This is a genomic window from Streptomyces sp. NPDC008079, from assembly GCF_042957385.1.
GTDB lineage: Bacteria > Actinomycetota > Actinomycetes > Streptomycetales > Streptomycetaceae > Actinacidiphila.
The window spans coordinates 91,082-113,515 of the sequence record NZ_JBIBIC010000022.1 but is presented as its reverse complement, the minus strand read 5'-3'; the positions used below and the strand labels follow the sequence as shown (position 1 = coordinate 113,515).

At 72.3% G+C, this 22,434-nt stretch carries 15 protein-coding genes and 1 pseudogene; 3 read left to right on the top strand and 13 right to left on the bottom strand.

What is annotated here, in order from left to right:
* Position 1 precedes the first annotated feature (1 nt).
* Both ACFZAM_RS32625 and ACFZAM_RS32620 read left to right on the top strand, forming a co-directional pair.
* On the top strand, positions 2-616 hold the full coding sequence (locus tag ACFZAM_RS32625) for a hypothetical protein (protein WP_391051244.1): 615 nt from the start codon (positions 2-4) through the stop codon (positions 614-616).
* A gap of 65 nt (positions 617-681) precedes the next feature.
* A complete protein-coding gene (locus ACFZAM_RS32620) occupies positions 682-2,481 on the top strand; it encodes a glycoside hydrolase family 2 TIM barrel-domain containing protein (protein WP_391051242.1) in 1,800 nt (599 codons plus the stop codon).
* Positions 2,482-2,580: 99 nt separating this feature from the next.
* Here ACFZAM_RS32620 and ACFZAM_RS32615 read toward each other — a convergent pair whose 3' ends face one another.
* The 6 genes from ACFZAM_RS32615 to ACFZAM_RS32590 all read right to left on the bottom strand — a co-directional run bounded on the left by ACFZAM_RS32615 (position 2,581) and on the right by ACFZAM_RS32590 (position 10,519).
* Positions 2,581-4,815 carry a TIM-barrel domain-containing protein gene (locus ACFZAM_RS32615; protein ID WP_391051240.1) on the bottom strand — a complete coding sequence of 745 codons (2,235 nt, stop codon included), beginning with the start codon at positions 4,813-4,815 and terminating at the stop codon, positions 2,581-2,583.
* A complete protein-coding gene (locus tag ACFZAM_RS32610; RefSeq protein WP_391051238.1) occupies positions 4,812-5,924 on the bottom strand; it encodes a glycoside hydrolase family 15 protein in 1,113 nt (370 codons plus the stop codon). Before ACFZAM_RS32610 ends, ACFZAM_RS32615 begins: the two co-directional genes overlap by 4 nt.
* A 116-nt stretch (positions 5,925-6,040) precedes the next feature.
* Positions 6,041-7,309 carry an extracellular solute-binding protein gene (locus tag ACFZAM_RS32605; protein ID WP_391051236.1) on the bottom strand — a complete coding sequence of 423 codons (1,269 nt, stop codon included), beginning with the start codon at positions 7,307-7,309 and terminating at the stop codon, positions 6,041-6,043.
* Positions 7,310-7,387: 78 nt separating this feature from the next.
* Positions 7,388-8,305, bottom strand: a complete 918-nt coding sequence (locus ACFZAM_RS32600; protein WP_355335528.1) for a carbohydrate ABC transporter permease — start codon at positions 8,303-8,305, stop codon at positions 7,388-7,390.
* The gene (locus tag ACFZAM_RS32595) at positions 8,298-9,254 is read right to left on the bottom strand and encodes an ABC transporter permease subunit (RefSeq protein ID WP_391051233.1); all 957 of its coding nucleotides are present in this window, start codon (positions 9,252-9,254) and stop codon (positions 8,298-8,300) included. Before ACFZAM_RS32595 ends, ACFZAM_RS32600 begins: the two co-directional genes overlap by 8 nt.
* A complete protein-coding gene (locus ACFZAM_RS32590) occupies positions 9,251-10,519 on the bottom strand; it encodes an ROK family protein (protein WP_391051231.1) in 1,269 nt (422 codons plus the stop codon). The genes ACFZAM_RS32595 and ACFZAM_RS32590 overlap by 4 nt, the downstream gene beginning before the upstream one ends.
* 217 nt (positions 10,520-10,736) lie before the next feature.
* Here ACFZAM_RS32590 and ACFZAM_RS32585 point away from each other — a divergent pair.
* Positions 10,737-13,571 (top strand): annotated as a pseudogene (locus ACFZAM_RS32585) (BTAD domain-containing putative transcriptional regulator); the annotation flags it as partial.
* Positions 13,572-13,611: 40 nt separating this feature from the next.
* Here the strand turns inward: ACFZAM_RS32585 and ACFZAM_RS32580 are convergent.
* The 7 genes from ACFZAM_RS32580 to ACFZAM_RS32550 all read right to left on the bottom strand — a co-directional run bounded on the left by ACFZAM_RS32580 (position 13,612) and on the right by ACFZAM_RS32550 (position 22,326).
* The gene (locus ACFZAM_RS32580) at positions 13,612-14,220 is read right to left on the bottom strand and encodes a LuxR C-terminal-related transcriptional regulator (RefSeq protein ID WP_391051229.1); all 609 of its coding nucleotides are present in this window, start codon (positions 14,218-14,220) and stop codon (positions 13,612-13,614) included.
* Between the two features lie 46 nt (positions 14,221-14,266).
* Positions 14,267-14,992 carry a hypothetical protein gene (locus ACFZAM_RS32575; protein ID WP_391051227.1) on the bottom strand — a complete coding sequence of 242 codons (726 nt, stop codon included), beginning with the start codon at positions 14,990-14,992 and terminating at the stop codon, positions 14,267-14,269.
* Positions 14,989-15,717: a hypothetical protein gene (locus tag ACFZAM_RS32570; RefSeq protein WP_391051226.1), complete on the bottom strand. Its 729-nt coding sequence runs from the start codon at positions 15,715-15,717 to the stop codon at positions 14,989-14,991. Before ACFZAM_RS32570 ends, ACFZAM_RS32575 begins: the two co-directional genes overlap by 4 nt.
* Positions 15,718-15,731: 14 nt before the next feature.
* Positions 15,732-17,162 (bottom strand): hypothetical protein, encoded by a 1,431-nt coding sequence (locus ACFZAM_RS32565; protein ID WP_391051224.1) that lies wholly within the window; start codon positions 17,160-17,162, stop codon positions 15,732-15,734.
* A gap of 86 nt (positions 17,163-17,248) precedes the next feature.
* Positions 17,249-17,527 (bottom strand): hypothetical protein, encoded by a 279-nt coding sequence (locus tag ACFZAM_RS32560; protein ID WP_355335544.1) that lies wholly within the window; start codon positions 17,525-17,527, stop codon positions 17,249-17,251.
* Complete coding sequence (locus ACFZAM_RS32555; protein ID WP_391051221.1) at positions 17,527-21,948, bottom strand: FtsK/SpoIIIE domain-containing protein; 4,422 nt, start codon at positions 21,946-21,948, stop codon at positions 17,527-17,529. The genes ACFZAM_RS32560 and ACFZAM_RS32555 overlap by 1 nt, the downstream gene beginning before the upstream one ends.
* 78 nt (positions 21,949-22,026) lie before the next feature.
* Positions 22,027-22,326 carry a WXG100 family type VII secretion target gene (locus ACFZAM_RS32550; protein WP_188285763.1) on the bottom strand — a complete coding sequence of 100 codons (300 nt, stop codon included), beginning with the start codon at positions 22,324-22,326 and terminating at the stop codon, positions 22,027-22,029.
* Between the last annotated feature and the right edge of the window lie 108 nt (positions 22,327-22,434).

The following is a 22,434-nucleotide window of genomic DNA, read 5'->3' as shown; positions in this document are numbered from 1 at the left end:
GATGAGTCACCCACCCGTCGTTTCCCGCCGGGCCCACCGCGAGCCGGGCGAGGTGTTCGGCTCCGGCTTCACCCTCTTCGCCGACATGCTGCTGGTGGGCGTGGTCACCGCCGTGGCCTGCGTGCCGGTGGTCACCGCCCCGGCGGCGCTCTCCGCCGCCTGCGCCGTATTCCGCCGGACCGCGGCGAACGGCGTGCAGGTCCGGCTCGGCGACCTGGCGGCCGAGGTGCGAGCCCGGCTGACCCTGCCCGCGCTGCTCAAGGGCCTGGTGCCGCCCGCGTTCGCCGTGCTGTTCCTCCTCGACGAGGAACTGCTGCGCTCCGGGCTGCCCGGCGCGGCCCTCATGGCGCCGGTCCTGATGCTGCTCGCCCTCGGCGCGGCGGCCGTCGGCCTGCGCGCGGTCGCCCTGGACAGACCGCACCGGCTCTCGGGCCGGGAGGCCCTGGCACGTTCCCTGGCCGACCCGCGCGGCACCGCCCTGCTGGCCGGAGCCGTCGTCCTGGCGGCGCAGCTGCTGTGGGCCATGCCCGTCCTCCTGCCGCTGCTGCCCGGCCCGTTGGCGTTCGCCGCGACCGCCGTGGACCTGCGGCGCCCCGCCGACCCGTACGACCGCTGACCGGCGCACCCGGCCGCCGCCCGCGTCCCGCCATCCGTCAAGACTCACCTCCGGAGCACTCCCCCATGCCCCACACACACCTCGACGCGGCCGGTCACCCCCGGCCGCAACTGGTCCGCGACCCCGACTGGCACGACCTGTGCGGCCCCTGGCTCTTCGCCCACGACGACGCCGACACCGGGCGCGCCGAGCGCTGGATGGACCCGGCGGTCACCGAGCCCTTCACCACGACGATCACCGTCCCATACCCGCCCGAGTCCAAGGCGTCCGGCGTCCACGACACCGGCCACCACCCGGTGGTCTGGTACCGCCGCTCCCTCGATCTGCGCCGGCCCGCCTCCGGCCGCCTGCTGCTGCACTTCGGCGCGGTGGACTACCGCGCCGAGGTGTGGCTGGACGGGCGGCCGGCAGGGCGGCACGAGGGCGGGCACACCGGGTTCACCTGCGACCTGACGGACGTTCTCGACGGCGACGGCGAGCATGTGCTCGTGGTCCGCGCGGAGGACCAGCCGCTGGACGCGGCGCAGCCACGGGGCAAGCAGGACTGGCGGCGCGACCCGCACGTCATCTGGTACGAGCGCACCACCGGGATCTGGCAGCCGGTGTGGCTCGAAGAGGTCCCCGAGGAGCACGTCACCGTCCTGCACTGGCTGCCCGACGTCGCCCACGCCCGGGTCGGCTGCCGGGTCCGCCTCAGCCGCTGGCCGCGCGGCCCGCGCGACCTCACGGTCCGCCTCACCGTCGGCGAGCGGGTGCTGGCCGAGCAGCGGATCCGAACCGAGGGCCAGGAGACCGCCTTCGACATCTCCGTCCCCGCGCTGCGGCACGGCCAGGACCTCGACGACCTGCTGTGGCGCCCGGAGAAGCCGCACCTGGTGGACGCCGCCGTGACGGTCACCGACCCCGCCGACGGGACCCGCCTCGACCAGGTCTCCTCCTACCTGGGCCTGCGCGACCTCGGCTGGGACGACGGCGTCTTCCTGCTCAACCACCGGCCGTACTTCCTGCGCATGGCGCTCCAGCAGGGCTACTGGCCCGAGTCCCACCTCGCCGCGCCCGGGGAGGCGCTGCGCCGGGACGTGGAACTCGCCAAGGAACTGGGGCTCAACGGGCTGCGGATCCACCAGAAGATCGAGGACCCGCGGTTCCTGTACTGGGCCGACCGGCTCGGCCTGCTGCTCTGGGAGGAGATGCCGTCGGCCTACGTGTTCGGCGCGCCGACCGTGGAGCGGGTGGCGCACGAGTGGACCGAGGCGATCCGCCGGGACCTCAGCCATCCCGCGATCGTCGCCTGGGTTCCGGTCAACGAGTCCTGGTCGGTGCCGAATCCGGCGCTGGTGCCGGAGCAGCGGCACTTCATGGACGCGCTGTACCACCTGACCAAGGCGCTCGACCCGACCCGGCCCGCCGTCTCCAACGACGGCTGGGAGCTGTCGGCGGCCGACATCTGGGGCGTCCACGACTACACCCAGCACGCCTCGGTCCTGGCCGACCGCTACGGCCACGCGGCCCTGCGCCAGGGCGCGTTCACCGAGCGGTGGCCCGCGGGCAAACGGCTCACCCTGGAGGGCGTACGCCACCAGGGCCAGCCGGTGGTGCTGAGCGAATTCGGCGGCGCCACCTTCGAACCGGCCGACGGCGAGAACTGGTTCGGGTACGACACGGTGGCCACCGAGGAGGACTTCACCGCGCGCCTCGACGCCCTGGTGACCGCCGCCGTCGACTCCGGCCTGGCCGGCTTCTGCTACACCCAGTTGACCGACACCCTCCAGGAGACCAACGGCCTGCTCACGGCGGAGCGCGAGCCGAAGGTGCCGACGGAGACGGTGCGCGCGATCGTGGGACGGCCGCGGACGCTCGGATGAGACGGAGGGCGCCGCCCAGACGCCGCCCCGACGCCGCTCAACCGGAGCCGGGGCGGCGTCGGGGCAGGCGTCGGGTGCGCCACCGCTCTGCGGCGTCGGTCAGCCGCCGGTCGTGAAGACCGGTTCCAGATCGGCCCACCGGTCGGCGGTCGCGTACACGGGAATGAGGTCCACCGGCGCGGCCCGTTCGACGACCCGGCCGCCGGTGTGGGTCCGCCCGGTCCAGACGTCGACCCAGTCGCCCTGCGGCAGATAGACCTCACGGCCGGTGGCGCCCGGCTCGGTGACCGGGGCGACCAGGAGCGCGGAGCCGAGCCGGAACTGGTCGGGGAAGTCCCAGATGCGCCGGTCCCGGGGATCGTCGAAGAACAGCCCGCGCATCAGCGGCTTCCCCTGCGCCAGACCGGTGCGGGTCTCCTGCGCCAGGTACGGCACCAGCCGCTCGCGCAGGTGGGTGTACGTCCGGGAGATCTCCAGCACGCGCGGGTCGCCGGAGCGGTCCGCGATGTTCCACGGCGTACGGTCGCGCAGCGGCAGCCGGTGGTGGTTGTACTCCGAGTGGTACTGCATGATCGGCATGAAGCAGGACGCCGCGAGGGCCCTGACGTACAGCTCGGCGTCCGGGACGTCCCCGGAGAACCCGGCGATGTCCCAGCCCCAGTAGACGATGCCGCAGGCCGAGGCGGTGATGCCGGCGGTGAGGGAGTGCCGGTAGGCGTCCCAGGTGGAGTCCTCGTCGCCCGCCCAGAAGACGCCCGCGTTCTGCGAGCCGGTGAACCCGGCACGGCTGAAGGTGACCGGCGCCTTGCCGCACTCCCGCAGCAACTCGCCGTACGCGCGCGGGTATTCGACGGTGAACAGATTGTTGGTCAGCGCGCCCGTCGTGCCGTCGTCGTACCGCAGGTCGTCGCCCCAGGCGTGTTCGCCGCCGTCCGTCTTGAAGCCGTCGACGCCGACCTCCTCCACCAGATAGCGGCGCTTGGCGAGCCACCACTGGCGTGCCTTGGGGTGGGTCAGGTCCGGCATCAGCGCCTGGGGGAACCACCAGCCCCTGTTGCGGTAGGGCCGCGTGCCGCCCTCCTCCATGACGGTGTACCCGTGCTCGATCATCGCGCGGGCGTCGGCGGCGGCCTGGCCGCGCGGCGCCGGGCGCGTCTTCATCAGCGGGATCTGCCAGAGCAGCACCTTGATGTCGCGGCTGTGCAGCTCGTCGACCATGCCCTTGGGGTCGGGCCAGGCGCCGTCCGGCGGGAAGGTGAAGTCGGCCAGGCGGTGCGGAGCGCCGTCCTCCGTGACCGGGTACCGCGCGTCCCGGAAAGCGGTGAAGGTCGCCTCGTCGCTCCACGCCTCGATGACCAGCGCTCCGACCGGGATGTCCTCGTCGCGGTGGCGGTCCATCTCGGCCATCACCCTTTGCTGGGTGTTCCATTCGTTGCCGCTGGCCCACAAGCGGAAGACCCAGTCGGGCAGTTCCTCGGGACGTCCGGCCTCGTCCAGGAAGGCGGACAGCAACTCGTGGGGCGCGCCGCCGAAGCAGACCGTCTCGACCGCGCCGTCCGGCGGGGTCTGCGCCTCGATCCACAGCAGGTCCGGGTCGCTCGCCGCGATGTCGTACCAGGTGCGTCGCGAAGTGCGGACGTGGAAGGCCCAGTTGTCCGCGCCGTCCCCGCCGAGCACCATCGCGAACGGCATGGGCAGGTACGTACGGGTGGTGAAGCCCTGCCCCTTGTACTGCTCGAAGACCTGGGCGTCCAGGGTGTGTCCGCGTTGGTCGACGGCGTTGTAGCGCTCGCCGAAGCCGACCACATGCGCGTCGGGCGCCAGCCGCAGCGCGAAGCGGACCCGCAGCACCGTGCCGTCGGCGGCCACAAGCCTGGAGGCGGACCCCTCGACCAGGCGGCCGGTGTCCGCCGTGACCCGCAGCAGCGCGGCCCCCTCGCGCCACACCGCGGGGGCGACGGTGTGCCAGGACGTGGCACGGGTGCGGCCGTCGCGGTGCCTGGCCACGAAGCGGTAGCGGGCGGCCGTGCCCTCGGCGAGCGGGGCGGGGCGGACGACCCAGCGGGTACGGTCGCCGCGCCCGCTCGCGGCCGCCGCGAGGTGACTGTCCGAGTCTCCGCCGTTGTCACCGGCCGGGTCGGTGCCGCCTTCGACGGCGGCGGTCAGCGCGGTGACGCCGTCACCGGCGTCCCACTCGCACACCACGGCCTCGACATCGGCTCCGGTGGAGGCGCGTACCTCGAACGGCTCACCCGCCGACGGGATCACGGGCACGCGCTGGTCGTCGGTCGGCTCGTAGGGGTGGCCCGAGCCGTGCGGACGGTGGCGGATCATACGGAGACTCCGAGTTCATGGGCGAGGATGAGGTACATGGCGTGGGACCAGAGCAGCGGGGTGGCGTTCGGCCCCCACCGCTCCTCCCACTGCGCGAGGTGTTCCGGCGCCAGCAGGCGTACGCCCGGGGCCTGTTCCGGCAGCAGTCCGTCGGCGGTGGACCGCGAGGCGATCCACTCCAGCTCGCGCAGGGCGTCGCCGGTACGGCCGACGCGTGCGTAGTGCCACCCGAGCAGCCCGGCGAGCACGGGCCACTGGCCGCCGCCGTAGAAGACGTCCTGGAGGTAGCGGTGCACGCCGCCTTCGGGCTCCACCAGGTCGCGCTCGATCGCGGCGAGCGTCGCGCGCGCGACCGGTCCCGCCGGGTCCACGGAGCCGAACGGGGTCAGGCAGGCCAGCAGGCTCGCGTCCACCGCCGCCCCGCCCAGCCACTTCGCCAGGCCGCCGCCGTACAGGCCCTGTTCGCGGACGAGGGTGTCGATCCGGGTGACCGTGGGTCCGCAGCGCCCCGCCGTGTCGAGCCCTGCCGCGCCGACTGCCGCGAGGCCGCCGCGGATGGCGCCGAGGGTGGCCCCGTGCCGGTGCTCCTTGGACTCCTCCCACCAGTCGTAGCAGGGCAGGTCCCAGGTCGCGGCGAGGTAGCCGACGGTGAGGCGGATCGCCTCGCGGTAGGGGGCGGGGTCGCCGCCGTGCCGGCGCAGGTGCTCGGTGAGCGCCCACAGCCAGGTGCCGTAGCCGTCGGTCTGGAAGTCCCACCAGCCGACGTCCCCGGTGTCCGCGCCGTCCAGGGTGTACCGGGTGGGCAGCAGATCGGCCTCGGCGGGCTGTCCTCCCGCCGCCCGTACGGCGATGATCCGCTCGATACGGGAAGCGCGGTCCGTGATCACCTTGGCGCACCACCGGTGGAAGGCGTCGGCGGAACCGGTCGCGCCGTACCGCGAGGCGGCCTCCGCGACGAACGAGCCGTCGCGGAACCACGAGTAGCGGTAGACCTCGTAGCCGGGGCAGGCCGGGTACGCCCCGGAGGCCGCCTGATGGGCGGTGATCACCTCCAGGCTGCGGCGGGCGAGGCGCGCGTGGCCGGGTGACTGCGTCGTGGAGGTGGACAAGGCTGGTGTCTCCTAAGCGGGCGATACGGGTGTCGCCGGGTGTGGCGGAGGGGTGCGGGGAGCGGGGGGTTCGGGCGCCCGCGTGAGTGTCAGGTCTCCCGCGGGCGCCCGAAGTCTCACTTCAGCAGGGCGGTGACCTGCGCGGCCGCCTGCGACAGCGCCTTGGCGACGTCGGTCCGGCCGGCGGCGGCGTTGATGAGGGCGTTGTTGATGATGTCCTGCATCTGCTGCTGCTTGGCGATGACGGGCGAGGCGGCCTGGTTCTTCAGGGAGTCGAAGACGGCCTGGCGGTTGGCCGGCTTGCCCGCGGTGAGGTATCCGGCGACCTTGCCGGTGTCGGACAGCGGCGGGAGCTCCCAGGAGGAGTCGACGCGGGTCTTCGCGGTGATGTCGGACGTGGTCAGGTAGTTCAGCCACTTGAAGGCCGCGCCGGAGTGCGCGGTGGCCTTGGAGACGGCGACGGAGTTCTGGAAGACCGCGCTGGCCTTGTGGGTGTCACCGGGCTCGACGGCCACGTCCCAGCCGAAGGGGACGTCCTTCAGGGCGCTGAACTGCCAGTTGCCGTTGTGCCACATGGCGAGCTTGCCGGCCTTGAAGAGGTTGGTGTCGAAGTCGGGGGTGCTCGCGCTCTTCGCGGCGTCGGGCATCGTCCGGTTGTTCTTGCCGATCAGCCATCTCGCGGCGGCGACGCCCTGTGGGCTGTCGAAGGTCGCTCTCGCGCCGTCGGCGGAGAAGAAGGAGCCGCCCGCCTGGTCGAGGGCCTTGGTGAACTCGTTGAAGCTGATGGGCTGGTAGTCGCCCCATACGCCCTTGGCGCGGTCGGTGAGCTTGAGCGCGGCGGCCTGCTCGTCCTTCCAGGTCCAGTCCGCGGTGGGGACGGGGACGCCGGCCTTGGCGAAGAGGTCCTTGTTGTAGATGAGGACCACGGTGGAGAAGGACTCCGGCAGCGCGTACTGCTTGCCCTTGTACTGTGCCGCTTCGAGGTTGGCCGGGGCGTACGCCGACGCCTTGTAGGCCGGTTCCTCGGCGGCGGGGTCCGTCAGGTCGAGCAGGGCGCCGGAGGAGGCGTAGGTGACCAGGCTCTGCTGGTCGAGTTCGAAGGTGTCGGGCGCGGTGCCGCCGGCGATCGAGGTCTGGAGCGTCGTGGCGTAGTTGGCGTAGGGGACGGCCTGGACCTGGATCTTGATGGTGGGGTACTGCTTCTCGAACGCGGCGACGATCGTGTCGAGGTCCTTGGTGTGGTCGGGGGCGGAGGAGAACGTCATGTAGCGGACGGTGGTCACACCGTTGTCCGAGGTCGTTCTGGTGGCGGAGCCCTGGGAGCAGGCACTGGTCAGGGCCAGTGCCGCGAGACCGGTGGCGAGGGTGATGTGGCGGGTGCGCATGGCGGATTCCTCGGGGTGGTGGCGAGTGGGAGGGTGTTCGGGAGGTGCGCCGGGGGGCGGGGCCGCTCGGGCGGCCGGCTACTTCAGGCCCGACTGGGCGACGCTCTGGACCACGTGCTTCTGGGCGAAGAGGTAGATGGCCATGATCGGGAGGGTGCTGAGGACCGATCCGGCCATCACCACGTTCCACTGGGTGCCGAACTGGCCCTGGAGGTCGGCCAGTGCCAGCGGGAGGGTCTTGAACTCCGGCGAGCGGATGATGACCAGCGGCCACAGGAGGCTGTTCCAGCTGGCCATGAAGGCGAAGACGGAGAAGGTCGCGAGCGACGGGCGTACCAGCGGCAGCACCACAGAGCCGAAGATCCGCAGGTGTCCCGCGCCGTCCAGCCGGGCCGCCTCGTCCAGTTCGCGGGGTACGGCGTCCATGGCCTGGCGCAGCAGGAAGACTCCGAAGCCCGAGGCGAGGGTCGGGGCGAGCAGGGCGAAGTAGGTGTCGACCAGATTCAGGGCCTTCATCTCCGCGAAGAGCGGGACGATCAGGACCTGGAGCGGGATCATCATGGTGGCGAGGTAGAGGGCGAAGACCAGGCCCCTGCCGCGGAAGCGCAGCCGGGAGAAGGCGTACGCGGCCATGGAGCTGGTGATCAGCTGCACGACCGTCGAGACCAGGGCCAGGCAGAGGCTGTTGACGGCGACCCGGGTGAAGGGCATCGCGCGGAAGAGGCTGCGGTAGCCGTCCGCGCTGACGGTGTCGGGTATCAGGGAAGGGGCGGAGATCCCGCTGCCGTGCGGTTGCAGCGAGGTGATCAGCACCCACAGGAACGGGAAGAGCATTCCGGCCGCCCCGAGGACGACCAGGGCGGTGACGCCGGCGGCCCGCAGCCGTCGGCGGGTGCTCGTGCGCGGGCCCCGGTCCGCGGTACGGGACGGCGGGACGCGAGGGAGGTCCGCCGCGGGCACGGGCTGTCGGGCGGGGGTCGTGGTCAGTTCAGGCATGGGTCACCCACCGCCGCTGGACTCGGGTCATGACCGCGGTGACGGCCATCATCACGGCGAAGAGCAGCCAGGACAGGGCCGAGCCGCCGCCGACCTGCCCGTACCGGAAGGACAGGTCGTAGACCTCCTCGACGACGGTGCGCGAGGACCCGGCGGGGCCGCCGCCGGTCATCACGAAGACCTGGTCGAACACCTGGAAGCCGTTGATCAGGGAGATGAGGACGACGAAGTAGGTGGAGGGCGAGAGCAGCGGAAGCGTGATGCGCCGGAACCGCTGCCAGGCGTTCGCTCCGTCGATGGTGGCCGCTTCGTACAGCTCCCGCGGGATCGCCTGGAGCCCTGCCAGCAGGATGACCATGACGAAGCCGAGGTCCTTCCACGCCGAGGCGAGGATCACCGAAGGCAGCGCCCAGGTCGGTGAGGCCCACCAGTCGGGGGTGGGCAGGCCCACGCCGCCCAGGACCCGGTTGAGCAGTCCCCCGTCGGGGCTGAGGATCCACTTCCAGGTCAGCGAGACCATCACCCAACTGGTGATGACCGGCAGGAAGTAGACCGACCGCAGGACGCCGCGGCCCCGCATGCGGCGGTTGAGGGCGAGCGCCAGGACCAGGCCGCCCACGTACACCAGCGGGAGGTAGCCGGCGATGAAGTACACGGTGTGCAGGAACGCGACCCGGGTGTCGCCGTCGCCCAGCAGGTGGCGGTAGTTGGCGAATCCGACCCAGCGCATCGGGGAGATCAGGTCCCAGGAGTGGAGGCTGATCCACAGCGAGGAGACCATCGGCGCGAAGGTGAACAGCAGCAGCGGGACGGCGCTCGGTGCCAGGAAGAACAGCACCGCGCCGCGGTTGCGCCACCTCCGCCGTCGGGCGGCGGCGGCCGCCGGGACGGACGCCGGGGCGGACACCGGTCCCCGGCCAGGGCGTACGGAAAGGGGGCCGATGGTCATCTGGCGCTCCGTTCGACCGCCGCGCCGCCGAGCCCGTGGATCCGTCGACGCGGATCGACGCTGCCGACTCCGCCGTCCAGGGACGCGGCGAGCACCAGGGCGGCGGCGCCCTGCGCCCAGATGGTGTCCGTGTACGGCTCGACGGTGATCGCCAGTTCCCGGGCGCGGCGGGGTGCGTGACGTTCGAACGCCTCCCGGACGCCCGGTTCCCACCAGGGCCAGGAGCGGGTCCCCTCCCCCATGACCACGATCTCCTGCGGGTCCAGGAGCGTGGCGAGTCCCGCCAGTTGGCGGCCCAGGAGCTGTCCGGCCTCGCGCAGGATGCGACGCGCCGTCGCCGTACGGTCATCGGTGCCGCCCGAGTCGTTGGTGCCGTCCGCACCGTTGGCGCCGCCCGAGCCGTTCGCGAGGTCCGCGAGGTCGGCGGGCGTGGCGCCCTCGCCGAGGATGCCGGCCGAGTGCGCCGTACGGAGCAGGACGTCATCGCTGATCAGGGCTTCCAGGCAGCCGCGATTCCCGCAGGTGCACGGCGGCCCGTCCGGATCGACCGGGACGTGGCCGAAGTCTCCGGCGCCCCCGTGGGCGCCCCGGTAGACATGCCCGCCCGCGACGACGGCCAGGCCGATGCCGCGGCCGATGGTGACCACCAGGAAGTCGTTGAGGCTGCGTCCCCGCCCGTACAGGCGCTCACCGCTGCCCAGGGCGTTGACGTCGTTCTCCACCAGGACGGCGAGCCCCAAGGAGGCGCCGAGCATGGTGCCGAGCGGCACGTTCTCCCAGTTCAGCATCGCCGCGTCCACGACCCCGCTGTCCGGGCGGTCGACGGTGCCCGGCACGCCCACTCCTATCCCCAGCAGCGGGGGCACCCCCTGCGCGGACTCGGTGAACGGCCGCAGGAGTTCGGCGATCGCGGGCACCGCCTCCAGCGCCGTGGCGTCGAAGGGGACCGTCATGGTCTCCGTGACCCGTCCGTCCAGCCGCATGTCGACCAGCGCGACGTGGTCGACGGCCACCTTGACGCCCAGCGCCCGGCCGGCGCTGCCGACCAGACCGATCAGCCGACCGCGACGGCCGCCCCGGGAGGGCTCCTGCCGGTCGAGCTCTTCGATCACTCCTTGCGTCAGCAGCCGCCGCGTCACCTGGGTCAGCGTCGCCGGACTCATCCCGAGGTCCCGCGCGAGCGCGGCCCGCGACATCGGCCCTGCCCTGCCCAGCAGTGCCAGCACGGCGGTACTGGTGAGATCCTCGCCCGACGACCCGTTCATTCGCACTCTTTCTTTACTGGATAAATAAACTGCCTGAACGTTAGAGCGGGCTCACGACCACGTCAACCCCCGGTTTCCATGACGTTTCGGCCACCGCCGGGCGCGCGTCCGCCGCGGCCCGCGCACCGGCGCGCCCGGTGGGACGCCTGGGGCGTCAGTGCTGCCGGAGTGCGGGCTGTCGGACGGTGTTGGCGCGGCCTATAGTGCGGTTGCGACGATGCGACGCGGAGGAAACCACGACGTGAATCGCAGTCGTGGAACCGCGCGCGTGCCGTGCGGGGCCGGGGCACCGCCTCCTGGGAGTTCCGTGATGGACAACGGTCGTCTGAGGGTTGAGACGCTCGGGCCGCTGCGCGCGTACGCGGCGGGACGGGAACTCGCTCTCGGCCCGCCGAAGCAGCGCGCGGTCTTCGCCGTCCTCGCGCTGAGCGGCAACGCGGTCGTCTCGCGCGACCGTCTGATCGACGGGGTGTGGGGCGAGTCGCCCCCGACCACGGCCGTCGGCAGCCTGCACACCTACGTGTCCGGTCTGCGCCGGGCGCTGGACGGTCTCGGTGAGGCGCTGACGAGTTCGGCGGCGGGTTACTCGCTGCTGCTCGACCCCGACGGCCTCGACGTCACGGTGGCCGAGCGGCTGGCGGCGCGGGCCAGGTCCCTGGCCGCCGGGCGGGAACCGGCCGCCGCGGTCACCGTCTTCGAGGAGGCGCTGGCCCTGTGGCGCTCGGGCACGGCGCTCGGCGGTCTGCCGGGACCGTTCGTTGCGGAGCACCGCGCCTGGGCGGCCGACCTTCGGTTACGGCTGGTGGTGGAGCACGCCGAACTGCTTCTGGAACTGGCCCAACCCGCCGCCGCGGCCGACCGGTTGGCGCTCCACGTGGCCGACCATCCCTACGACGAGCGGCTGCGCGCCCTGCTGATCACGGCCCTGAGCCGCAGCGGCAGGACCGCCGACGCGCTCGCCCGCTATCACGATCTGCGCAAACTCCTCGCCGAGGATCTGGGCATCGACCCGTCGGCCGAACTGCGGTCGCTGTACGCGTCGTTGCTGGCCGACAGCGCCGGTGCGGACACCGCGCCCGCCGCCCCCGCTCCCGCCGCGGCCCCGGTGCGCCCCGCACAACTGCCGCGCGAGGTCGCCGACTTCATCGGCCGGGAGGACGCGGTGCGCCGGGTGCTGGACGCGGCGCGGGACGCCGCGCCCGACGGCGGGGGCGCGGCCGCGCCCCCGCGGATCGTGATGGTCGTCGGGGTCGGGGGCGTGGGCAAGACCGCGCTGGCGGTGCGGTGCGCCCACTTGCTGGCCGACGCGTACCCGGACGGCCAGTTGTATGTGAACCTGCGCGGCTTCGACCCCAAGCGCCCGGCCCGCTCCCCCGCCGACGCCCTGCACCACCTGCTCGTCTCCTCGCACGCGGGGACGGTCCCGACCGACCAGGAGGAGCGGGTCGCGCTGTGGCGCAGCATCGTCCGGGACAAGCGCATGCTCATCGTGCTGGACAACGCCGAGTCGGCCGACCAGGTCGAGGACCTGCTGCCGGGCGACGGCCCCTCCTTCGTCGTCGTGACCAGCCGCAACCGGCTCAGCGGCCTCGCGGTGCGGTACTCGGCGCACCGCGAGACGCTCTCCCCGCTCACCGCCGACGAGTCGCTGAGCATGCTGCGCACCTCGATCGGGGACGCGCGGGTCGGCGCCGAACTGCCCGCGGCCCGGCGGCTGGCCGAGCTGTGCGACCGCCTGCCGCTGGCCCTGCGGATCGCCTCGGAGCAGGTGACCTCCGGGTCGTCCCAGGTGCGGATCGCCGACCTGGCGGCCGAGTTGGAGGACGTGCGGTACCGGCTCGACGCGCTCCAGATCCCGGACGACGAGCTGTACTCGGTGCGCGGCGTGCTCTCCTGGTCCTACGCCCGGCTGGACGCGCGGGCGGCGCACGCCTTCCGCACGCTGGGGCTGTTCCCCGGGGTGAGCATCCGCGCGGAGGCGGCCACCGCGCTGCTGGACGTCCCGGCGCCGGTGGCCGCCGCCGCGCTGCGCAATCTCGCCGCGCAGCACCTGATGGAGACCACCGGCAACGGCTACTGGATGCACGACCTGACCCGTATCTACGCCGAGGAGGTCTCCGGCGACGGCGAGAGCGCCGAGTCCCGCAAGGGGGCGCTGCGCAGGGTGCTGCACTGGTATGTGCGGACCCTCACGCAGGACTACAAGTCCAACGCGGTCAAACTCCCCTTCACCCTCGACCCGGTGGCCCCGCACGCGCCGCTGCGCTTCGCGGACCAGAAGGAGTTGGTGACCTGGTGCGTGCAGGAGTGGGACAACATCTCCCCGCTCCTGCGCACCGCGCAGCGCATCGGCTGCCACGACGAGGCGTGGCAGTTAGCCTATCTGCTCTTCGACTACTTCTACGCGGCCGGGCAGACCAAGGACTGGGTCGAGGTGCTGCGGCTCGGGGTGCGCAGCACCGAGATGGTCGAGGACCGGCGGGCCCAGGCGGTGCTGCTCAACCATCTGGGCGTGGCCTACTCCCGGTTGGGGGACAACGAGGCCGCGGTGCACGAACAGCGGCGCGGTCTGCGGCTGTTGGAGGACCTGGGCGACGACGTCCTGCGCACCAGCCTGCTGGGGAATCTGGCGTCCACGCTCCGTGAGGCCAAGGAGTACCGGGCCGCGCTGTCCTACGCCAGTCAGGCCCTGGACCTGGCCCGCCACAGCGGCCACGAGTACTACGAGGCGGGCTGCCTGGACGTGCTGTGCGAACTCCACGCCGAGCTGGGCGAGTTCGAGGACTCGCTCTGGTACGGCACCTTCGGCCTCGCGGTGTCACGGCGCTGCGGGAACGTCCTGCTGGAGGCCAACATCCTGATCAATCTGGGCGGCGCCGAGTACGGGCTCGCCCACGACGAGAAGGCGCTGCGGTACTTCCAGGAGGCGTTGACGCTGTGCGAGTCGAGCGGCGACCACTACCACGAGGCGCTGACGCTGTTCGGTCTCGCCAAGGTGAAGCGGGCCAGGGCGGAACCGGACTCCGCCCGCGCCCTCGCGGACCGGGCGCTGTCGCGCCTGAGGGAGCTGGGCGCGGAGGAGGTCGGCGACGTCACGGAGTTCCTGCGCGCTCTGGACGCGGGACCGCGGGAAGCTCCGGCCGAGCAGCCAGGACCGCGCGCCGGTCGGTACCGTCCCACGGTCCGCGCTGTCCCCGCTGCCAGATCAGCACCGCCTCGACCCGGCTCTCGGCACCCAGCGACCTGAAGATCCGGTTGATGTGGTTCTTCACGGTCTTCTCGCTCACGTGCAGGCGCGCGGCGATCTCGGCGTTGCGCGCGCCTCGGGAGACCAGGGCCATCACTTCGTGCTGACGGCGGGACAGGGCCGGGGCCGGGTCCTCGGGGGCGGTGTCCTCGGGGGCCGCGGGCGCGTGCGGCCGTACATCCAGGGCCGGTGGTCCCGCGGGCGGCAGGCTCTCCACCGCGACCGCGCTCAGCCGGTACTCCGCGCACAGCCGGCGCGGGTCCTGCCCAATCTGAGGGACCGCGGGCGCGGCGGCGGGGGCGACGGCCACCTCGACGTAGGGCATCCGCAGGAATTCCACGTCGAGGTTCTTACGGGCGAAGACCTGGCGGATCTGGGCGAGGATGTCCGGGCTCACGATGGCGATCCGCACCCGGGTCGGGCTGATCGGCGCGGAAGTGGCGACGACTGTCATACGACCAGCGTGGCCGGGGCCGCTTCATACTTTCTTCGCGTTCGGTTCACGCGCCGGAGGCGTCGGCCGACGGCTCGCTCCGCGCGGAGGCCGACGAGCCGGTCGGCTGCTGATCCGGTGCGGGCCGGTCCATCTCGGCCAGTTGGGCCAGCACCTCGTCCTGGGTGGGGACGTCGACGCGGTTCGCCCAGCGCAGAGTCGTGACGATCATGTCGAAGAGCAGCACGACGGCCTGTACGGGTTCCGCGTCGATGTCGCCGTCGGTCAGCACGGTGAAGGTCAGCAGCCCCCAGGTGCCGGGCGCGTCGGGGTTCGAGACGTAGTACGAGACCCGCCAGGACGGCGCCTTGCGGCCGACCCGGCTGCTGTCCACCACCGAGGCGACCCGTACCGCCGGGGCTCCGCCGATCTCCAGATAGGTGCCGTCGGCCCCGGCGTCGGCGAGGAGGGAGGCCAGCAGCTTCTCCGGGTCCTCGGTCTCGTCCTGGCTCTCCAGGACCGTCACCAGCATCGATCCGGGCAGCCGGACGCCGCTGAACTCCTGGAGCGGGAGCAGCACCGAGCGGGCGTTCTGCCGCGCGGCCTCCTCCGTCGCCTCCGTCAGCTCCTTGCGCAGCATCCGCCGCCACGGGCCCGCCGAGTCGCGCGGCAGCGAGTCCGGCACATGGTGGCGGATCACCGCGTCGACGGTCCTGCGGCGCAGCGCGGTCGTGTCGGGCGTGGTGGGAATCTGCACCCAGCCGTCGGGGAGGACGAGTTCGAAGTCGATCACCGCTGGCTCCCCTCGGTGGTGGTGGCGAACCCGAGCCTGGCCGGGCCCCCGTCGGCCGGGGGCGCGCAGTCGTGGGCGATCTGCTGCATCAACTGCTCCACGCCCGCGCTGATCAGCGCCATCAGCCCCATCTCGAAGACGACCGTGGTCAGGACGACGTCGGAGCTGACGCTCGCGGCGCCGCCGACCGGCGGCACGTCCAGGCGCATCGCGGCTTCGGCGCGTCCGAACGCCGCGCCCTCCGGGGTCCGTCCGAGGGCGAAGACCTGCACTCCGTCGCCGATCGGGGTCGTCACGTAGTCGATCGTCGGCTGCCGGGCGTCGCCGTCGCGGCCGGAGGCGCCGACGACCTCCATCAGGTAGTTGGGGTCCTCCTCCCGGGGGCGGCGGAATTCCACCACCACCGGGACCGGCGCCCAGCGCGCGCTGCCCTGCACGAATGCCGCGCCCCAGGCGAGCCGGGACCACGCGGGCAGTTGGCCCGCCCGGTGCAGCAGCCATGCGGCGGCGCCCTGCCCCACCATGTCGGACGTGAAGGGGAATTCGACGCCCGCCTCGGCGGGCCAGGCCAGCCGCGCCGCGTCCAGGCCCTCGGACGTCCAGTCGGCGAAGAGCGCCACGATGTGCGCGGTCCAGGCCGCGTACTCTTCGTCGTCCGGCCGGATGTCGGGCACCCATTCCCAGTGCCAGGGCAGTCCGTCCGGCGCGGCCAGGTCGTCGCTCATGTCGTCTCCCCTGGTCATGAGGCGGCCACACCGGGCGGGTTGACCGCGGGAATCCAGCCGACCAGGCGTCCGCCGGTGTAGATCAGACCGCCCATGCCGAAGGCGCCGTTGAGGCCGCCCCAGACGTACCAGAGCGGGGAGATCTTGCCGCCGATGGCCGCCATGACGGCCGACAGGTCGCGGAAGCCGCTCAGACCGCCGATGACACCGGCCCAGTCCTTGGCGAAGTTCAGCGGATCGGTGAACAGCTTTCCCCACATCGCGCCGGCGCCCTTGAACTGAAGTCCCGCCGACTCCCAGAAGCCCAGTTCGGGGGTGATGGCCCCGAATTTGCCCAACAGCCAGTTGGTGGCGGGGTTGTTGAACCAGTCCGACATGTTCGTCCAGCCGGTGGCCGGGTTGATCGGCATGACGAAGTCGCCGGGCACGGTGTTCACCCCGCCGATCACGCTCGGCCCGGTGCGGGTGCCCGCGCCCGCCGCGGGCCCCATCGGGGTCAGCTCGATCGGCGCACCGGGACCCCAGTGCAGTTGCGGGGGGTTGGTCGTCACCGGGCGGGGCCGGCCGGCCAGCTGGCCGAGCGTCTTGGCCGCGTTGGCCAGGCCCTTGGCGGCCAGCGAGGCGATGGCGCCGATGCCCGCGAGGCCGAGACCGACCGCCCCGAGGATCACGTCGACCAGGCTGCCCTTGCCGTGGGCGTACAGCACGATGTTGGCGACCAGGGTGATCGCGCCTGCCACCACTCCGGCGATGATCAGCGCGTTCACGCCGGGGATGAGGATCGCGAGGACTCCGAGGATCATGCCGATGATGGCGAAGATCTGGCTGATCTTGGCCATGACGGCGTCGAGCTTGTCCTTCCAGGAGTCGGTCAGGCCGTCGTCGTACTTCTTGCAGTTGACCGCGTCGCCGAAGCGCTTGCCCGCGACGTTCAGCGCGTCCATCGCGTTGGTCAGCCGCGTCTTGGCCGCCGCCAGCTTCCCGTCCGCGTCGGCGTTCGCCTTGTCCTTGTCGGAGCCCTTCTGCTGCTCCTCGGGGGTGGTGGTGCCGTCCGACTGCTTCTGCGGGTCGGGCATGGCGTGCGCCTTGGTCTGGTCGTTCTTGGCATCTTCGGCGTCGGTGCGCGCGGCGGCCGTCTCGTTCAGCCCCTGTTCGAGGTCGGGCTCGTACTTCTTGATCTCCGCGGCGACGTCGTGGTAGCGCACCGCGGCCTTGGTGAGGCTGTCCTTGACGCTGGTCGCCTCGGACCTCAGGCCCTCCACGTACTGGCCCGCCAGGCTGTCGCTGTCGGTGTCGACGATCCGCTGGAGCTTGGTGATCGCGTCGTCGATGGTGTCGGCGATGTGCTGGTAGCGCGTCTGCGCGCCGCTCACCACGTCGAGGTCGGTGTGGATCGGGTCCGAGTGCCGGTCCAGTGGCGACCAGTCGAGGTTTCTGATGGACATGCGGTTCTCCTTGTGACGCTCGTCAGCCGTCCTGGCGCTCAGCCGTAAACCCAGCCGTGGGCCCGGCCATGGACCCAGTCATCGGCTCAGCCGTCCTCGAACGAGTCCAGCAACTGCTGGTCCGCCTGCGCCCACGCCTCGTCGACCTTGTTGACCTTGTCGCGCAGGCTCTTCATGGACTTGACCATCGCGTCACGGTGCACGGTCCAGTTGTCGGCGAAGTCGCCCATCGACAGGTTGGCGTTGAGCTGACCCCACAGGCCCTTGTCGTCGTTCTGGAAGTCCAGCGCTCCCTCGAACTGACCGATCAGCTCGCTGAGGTCGCTCGCGAGGCTCTGGAGGTCCTTCACCACGAGGTCCGCCATCACTGCTCCCTGTTGTCGTGTGCGGAGTTGTCGCGTGCGGGCTCGCCGGCGGCCGGCGGCAGCGGGATCTGGGCGGGCAGCAGGCTGCCGCTGCCCAGGTGCACCAGGGCGGCGCCCGGTACGACCCTGGCGGCGAGCTGGGAGCGGGACAGCCGCACCCCCACCAGGTCGCCGTCGTTCAAGGTGGGCGGCGACAGCAGGACGCCGCGCCGGTTGCGCTTGACCTCGGACTGCCAGCCGGAGAAGCCCATCGCCACCGAGGCGACGTCCCCGCCGAGGACCACGCCCCGCCTGCTTCCCGACGCCTTCTTCACGAACGCCTTCAGCCAGTCGCGGCACGGCAGGTCGCGCCAGGTCTCGGCGTCGTCGACCACGAGGACGACGGGCCCGTCACCGGGGTTCAGCAGATCGGAGAACTGCTGCTCGGTGGGGGCGTCCGCGGTGATGACACCGCGCACCCCGGTCCTGCCCTCGAAGGCCCGCAGCGGTGAGTTCATGGGAGCGCCGATGACGATCTCGACGCCGCCGCGCAGCAGCGACTCGGTCATGACGGTCAGCGCGGTGCTCCGCCCCGACCTGGACGGTCCCGCGACCAGGAAGGTCGGCTGATCGCCCATCAGGTCGGCGCCGACGGGTTCGAGGTCGTCGCCCGCGACGCCCACCAGCGCCCACATGGGCTTCGGCGTCTCCTCCACCATCTCCCACGCCTGGTCGAAGGAGAGTTGGGTGGGCAGCACCGCGATCCGGTTGGGGCGGGCCGATTTGGGGACTCCCGCCTCGCGTTCGGTGAGCCGGGCCGCCAGCGCGTGCACGGCGGCGGCCTGCGCGGGGCCCGCCGGGTCGTCCGCCACGAGCCCGACCTGGGTCTCGATCGCGCTGGGCGCGCGGTAGCCGCGGCCCGGCGGCAGATTCTCCGGGATCTTCCGCGAGTTCAGCCCCGCCAGGCCCATGTCGCTGCGGTCGGAGAGCCGCAGCACCAGCTTGTCGTCGCACAGCGAACTCATCCGGCCGCTCAGCAGCATGTGGTCGCCCGCGATGACCAGGTGCACCCCGGCGCTCGCGCCTTCCCGGTGCAGGGTCTGGATCAGATTGGTCAGCGACCCGCTGTCGTACTCGCTGAGGGTACCCATGAACCCCTCCCAGCGGTCGAGCAGCAGCACGATGTGCGGCAGCCGTTCGACCTCGGGCCGGGCCGCCCGCTGCTCGGTCACATCGGCGAACCCGCCTTCGCCGAGCAGTCGTTGACGGTTCTGCACCTCGGCGTGCAGCCGCCTGAGCAGCCGGGCTGCGCGGTCGGTCTCCGAGCGCTGCACCACCGCGCCGCAGTGCGGCAGCCGGGTGAGCGGCAGCAGGGCGCCGTTGCCGCAGTCGAGCCCGTACAGGTGCAGGTCGGCGACGGTGGACTGGCTGGCCGCCGCGGCGGCGAAGGTGCGCAGCGCCATGGAGCGGCCCGAGCGGGGCGCGCCGACGATGTGCAGGTGGCCGAAGGTGGCCAGGTCCACCGTCACCGTCTCCTGGCGCTGCCGCATCGGCAGGTCCTGGATGGCCCACGAGAAGGACGGGTCCTGCCGGGAGCCGCGGACCGGGTCGGCCGTCAGGTCGACCACCGCGGACAGCGGCAGCGGCGGCAGCCACGGGCGGCGCTGCGCGGCGATGCCCAGCATGGCGTTGGCCTGGCCGATGGCCGACACCAGGACCGACAGGTCGGTCACCTCGTCGGTCTCGGCGACGGTGCGCGGACGCTGGGGCGCGGGCAGGCCGAGGTCGAGCCAGGAGACCGGGCGCAGGAAGGGCGCGGCCGTCGCGGCGGTCCTGTCGGCCATCGGACGGCGGCCCCCGACCCGGCCGGTCTGGAACGGGATCAGCGAGCTGTGCCCGAGCCGCGCGTACGCCCGTCCGGGCGTGGCCGTCGTGATGGCCGCGGCCTCCCGGGCGTCGATGACGTCGGTGCTCTCCCCCGCGTCGGTCACCCGCAGGGCGACCCGCAGGTTGGTGTTGGCGCGGATCTCCGCCGACACCACGCCGGACGGGCGCTGCGTCGCCAGGATCAGGTGGATGCCGAGAGAGCGCCCGCGCTGGGCGATGTTGACCAGGCCGGTGACGAAGTCGGGCAGTTCACGCGCCATCGAGGCGAACTCGTCGATGACGATGACCAGTCGGGGAATGGGGGGCAGTTCCGGCCTGCGGCCCGCGTAATCGAGGTAGTCCTCCAGGTCCTTGGCGCCCGCCGCCGCCAACTGGTGCTCGCGGTGGGTGAGTTCGGCGCTCAGCGAGGTCAGGGCCCGCTCGACGAGGTGCGGGTCGAGGTCGGTCACCAGGCCGACGGTGTGGGGCAGGTCGACGCAGTCCTTGAACGCGGCGCCGCCCTTGTAGTCGACCAGGACGAAGGTCATGGCGTCCGGGCGGTTGGCGACGGCCAGCGAGGCCACCAGGCTCTGCAGGAACTCGGACTTGCCCGAGCCCGTGGTGCCCGCCACGAGTCCGTGCGGGCCGTGGTTGACCAGGTCCAGGGCGAACGGCCCGTTGAGCGAGTAGCCGACGACGGCCTTGGTGCCACGGCCGGAGGAACGCCAGCGGGCGGCGATCGCCGCGGGGGTCGGCTCTTCGAGGCCCAGGATCTCCAGCAGCCGCGCGGAGGCGGGCAGGGCGGCGTCGCCCTGGTTCTCGCTGACGTCGCGCAGCGGCGCCAGTCTGCGTCCGGCCGAGGCGTACCAGCTCTCCGGGACCTCGTCGGAGACGATGCCGTCGACCTGCGCGGCGCGCTGTCTGCGCAGGGTGGCCGGCCGCGAGCCGCCGCCGATGACGACGGTCGCGCACTCCTCGGGCAGTGTCCGCTCGTCGGCGTCCACGCAGATGCTGTAGACGCCGACCGCGGGGCCTTCCTGGAGGATCGCCACCACTCCGGGCAGCGCCCGCAGCCGCCGGGCGCCGTCCATCAGCACGACGACGTCGGGATCCGCGAACGCGGCGCCGACCCCGGCGTTGAGCCGGGCCTGCTGGCGTACGTGGATGAGTTCGCTCAGTTCCGCGACCCGGCGGCCGAGGGTCTCGGCGTCGGCGCCCATCAGGGACAGGGCCTGCTGGCCCAGCAGCGGCCGGGAGTGCGGCAGCCAGGCGGCCCACTCCCACAGGGACTCGCCCGCCGGGTCGGTCAGGATGTACAACTGCACGTCGCGGGGGCTCTGGAGGACGGCGAGCTGTCCGGTCAGCCAGCGCGCCATGTGCCGCGGCCAGCCCTCGGGTCCCACGACGCCGACGACTCCGGCCTCCGCGATGGAGAAGGCGGCCGGTACGTCGGGGGCCGCGCGCAGGTCCCGGCCGCGCCGCGTGCCGTCGCCCTGTTCGACGGCGATGGCCGTGGGCAGGTCGGCGATGCCGACCCTGACCAGCAGGTGGTCGGGGTCGGTGCGGCGGCGTTCCCAGAGCCGGGACCGCGGGCCGGTGGCGATGACGAGCAGTTCGGCGGGGTCGGGGCTCGCGGCGCGGCGGTCGCGGCGCTCCTGTTCGAGCGCCGTCGCGATCTCGGCCTCGGTCGCCTCCAACTGGGCTCCGTACTCGGCCACTTGGCGGCGGTGGCTGATCCGGCCCTGCCGCCGTCCGGTGAACCAGCTCCCGAGCATCATGACCGGCGACATCGCCGCCATCATCAGGAACATCGGGTTGTGGAACATCACCGCGATGAGGCTGCCGAGGACGGCGGGCAGGGCCGCGGTCAGCCACGGCAGCGCGTTCAGGGAGGGCGGCCTGGGCTGGGACGGCAGCCGGAACACGGTGTGCTGCACGGGGGGAAGCAGCCGGGGAGGGCGGTTGTAGTCGAGGTACTCGCCGTCGGGCGAGGGCTCGACGACGGCGTCGGGGCGCAGCAGGGGGTGCGCCTCCAGGAAGGTCTCCCCGACCAGGAGTTGGACCGTCTCCGGCCAGGCCATGTCGTGGTCGGGCAGGGCGACGCGGTCGAGCAGCGCGGAGTGCCCGACGGCGCGCACCCGTACCGAGGCGTCGAGGGAGATCCGGACGACGGCGGCCACCGGCGGCCCGCCGCCCACGTCGACCTGGCAGTCGGCGCCCGATCCGACGCGGTACTCGCCCGCGCCGAGGAACCAGATCCGTCCCGCGCCCGCGCCCGCGACGGCCCGGACGGTCACCAGGCCGACGGGCGGGGTCTCCGCGGGTCCGGGCCGGTCGAGCCAGAGCACGGTGCCGTCGTGGATGCCGCTGCCGGCCAGGGGCAGCGAGAGGTCGAGCGGCTGGTCGGCGAGGTAGACCGCCGCCTCCGCCGGGCCACCGAGCGTCGGGGGCCGCGACCCGTCGAGACTGTCCAGCAGGTTCTTGACGACATCGCGGAGCGGGGTGGTGGGATCGGCGTCCACCGCGACGTCGGCCGACCAGTCGGGGGATCGGGCGATGGTGATCATCATGGGCATGGTTCCCCCCTCGTGGATCGGACGCCCGCACGCCCGGCGCGGGGTGCGGGCGGCGCCGGTGGACCGGCCGCGGCCCGCTTACTTCTGGTTGAGCGAGCTGGCGAGCTGGGTGTCCATGTCCTGCATCGCGTCCACGGCCTTGTCGAGCCACTGCGACAACTGGTCCAGCGTCTCCATGGCCTGGTTGGCCGACGTGACGAATTCGGTGTGCACCTCGTCGAACCTGCCGGACGCCTGGTCGGTGACGAACCCCGAGCCGGTGAGGTTGTCGACGATGTTCTTGCACTCGGTGAGCTTCTGGTCGATGTCAGCCTTGTTGTTGCGCATCTTGCTCGCGCTGTCCGACATCTCCTGATACGTGATGTTCAGATTCGTCATCGTGCGTCCCTTCTGACGTTGCCGGGCTTGCCGGTACGCGGCGGCACGCCGGGCCCGGACGCGGTCGATGCTAGGAACGGCTCCGATGCCTGGTCCAGGGCTCGCGGG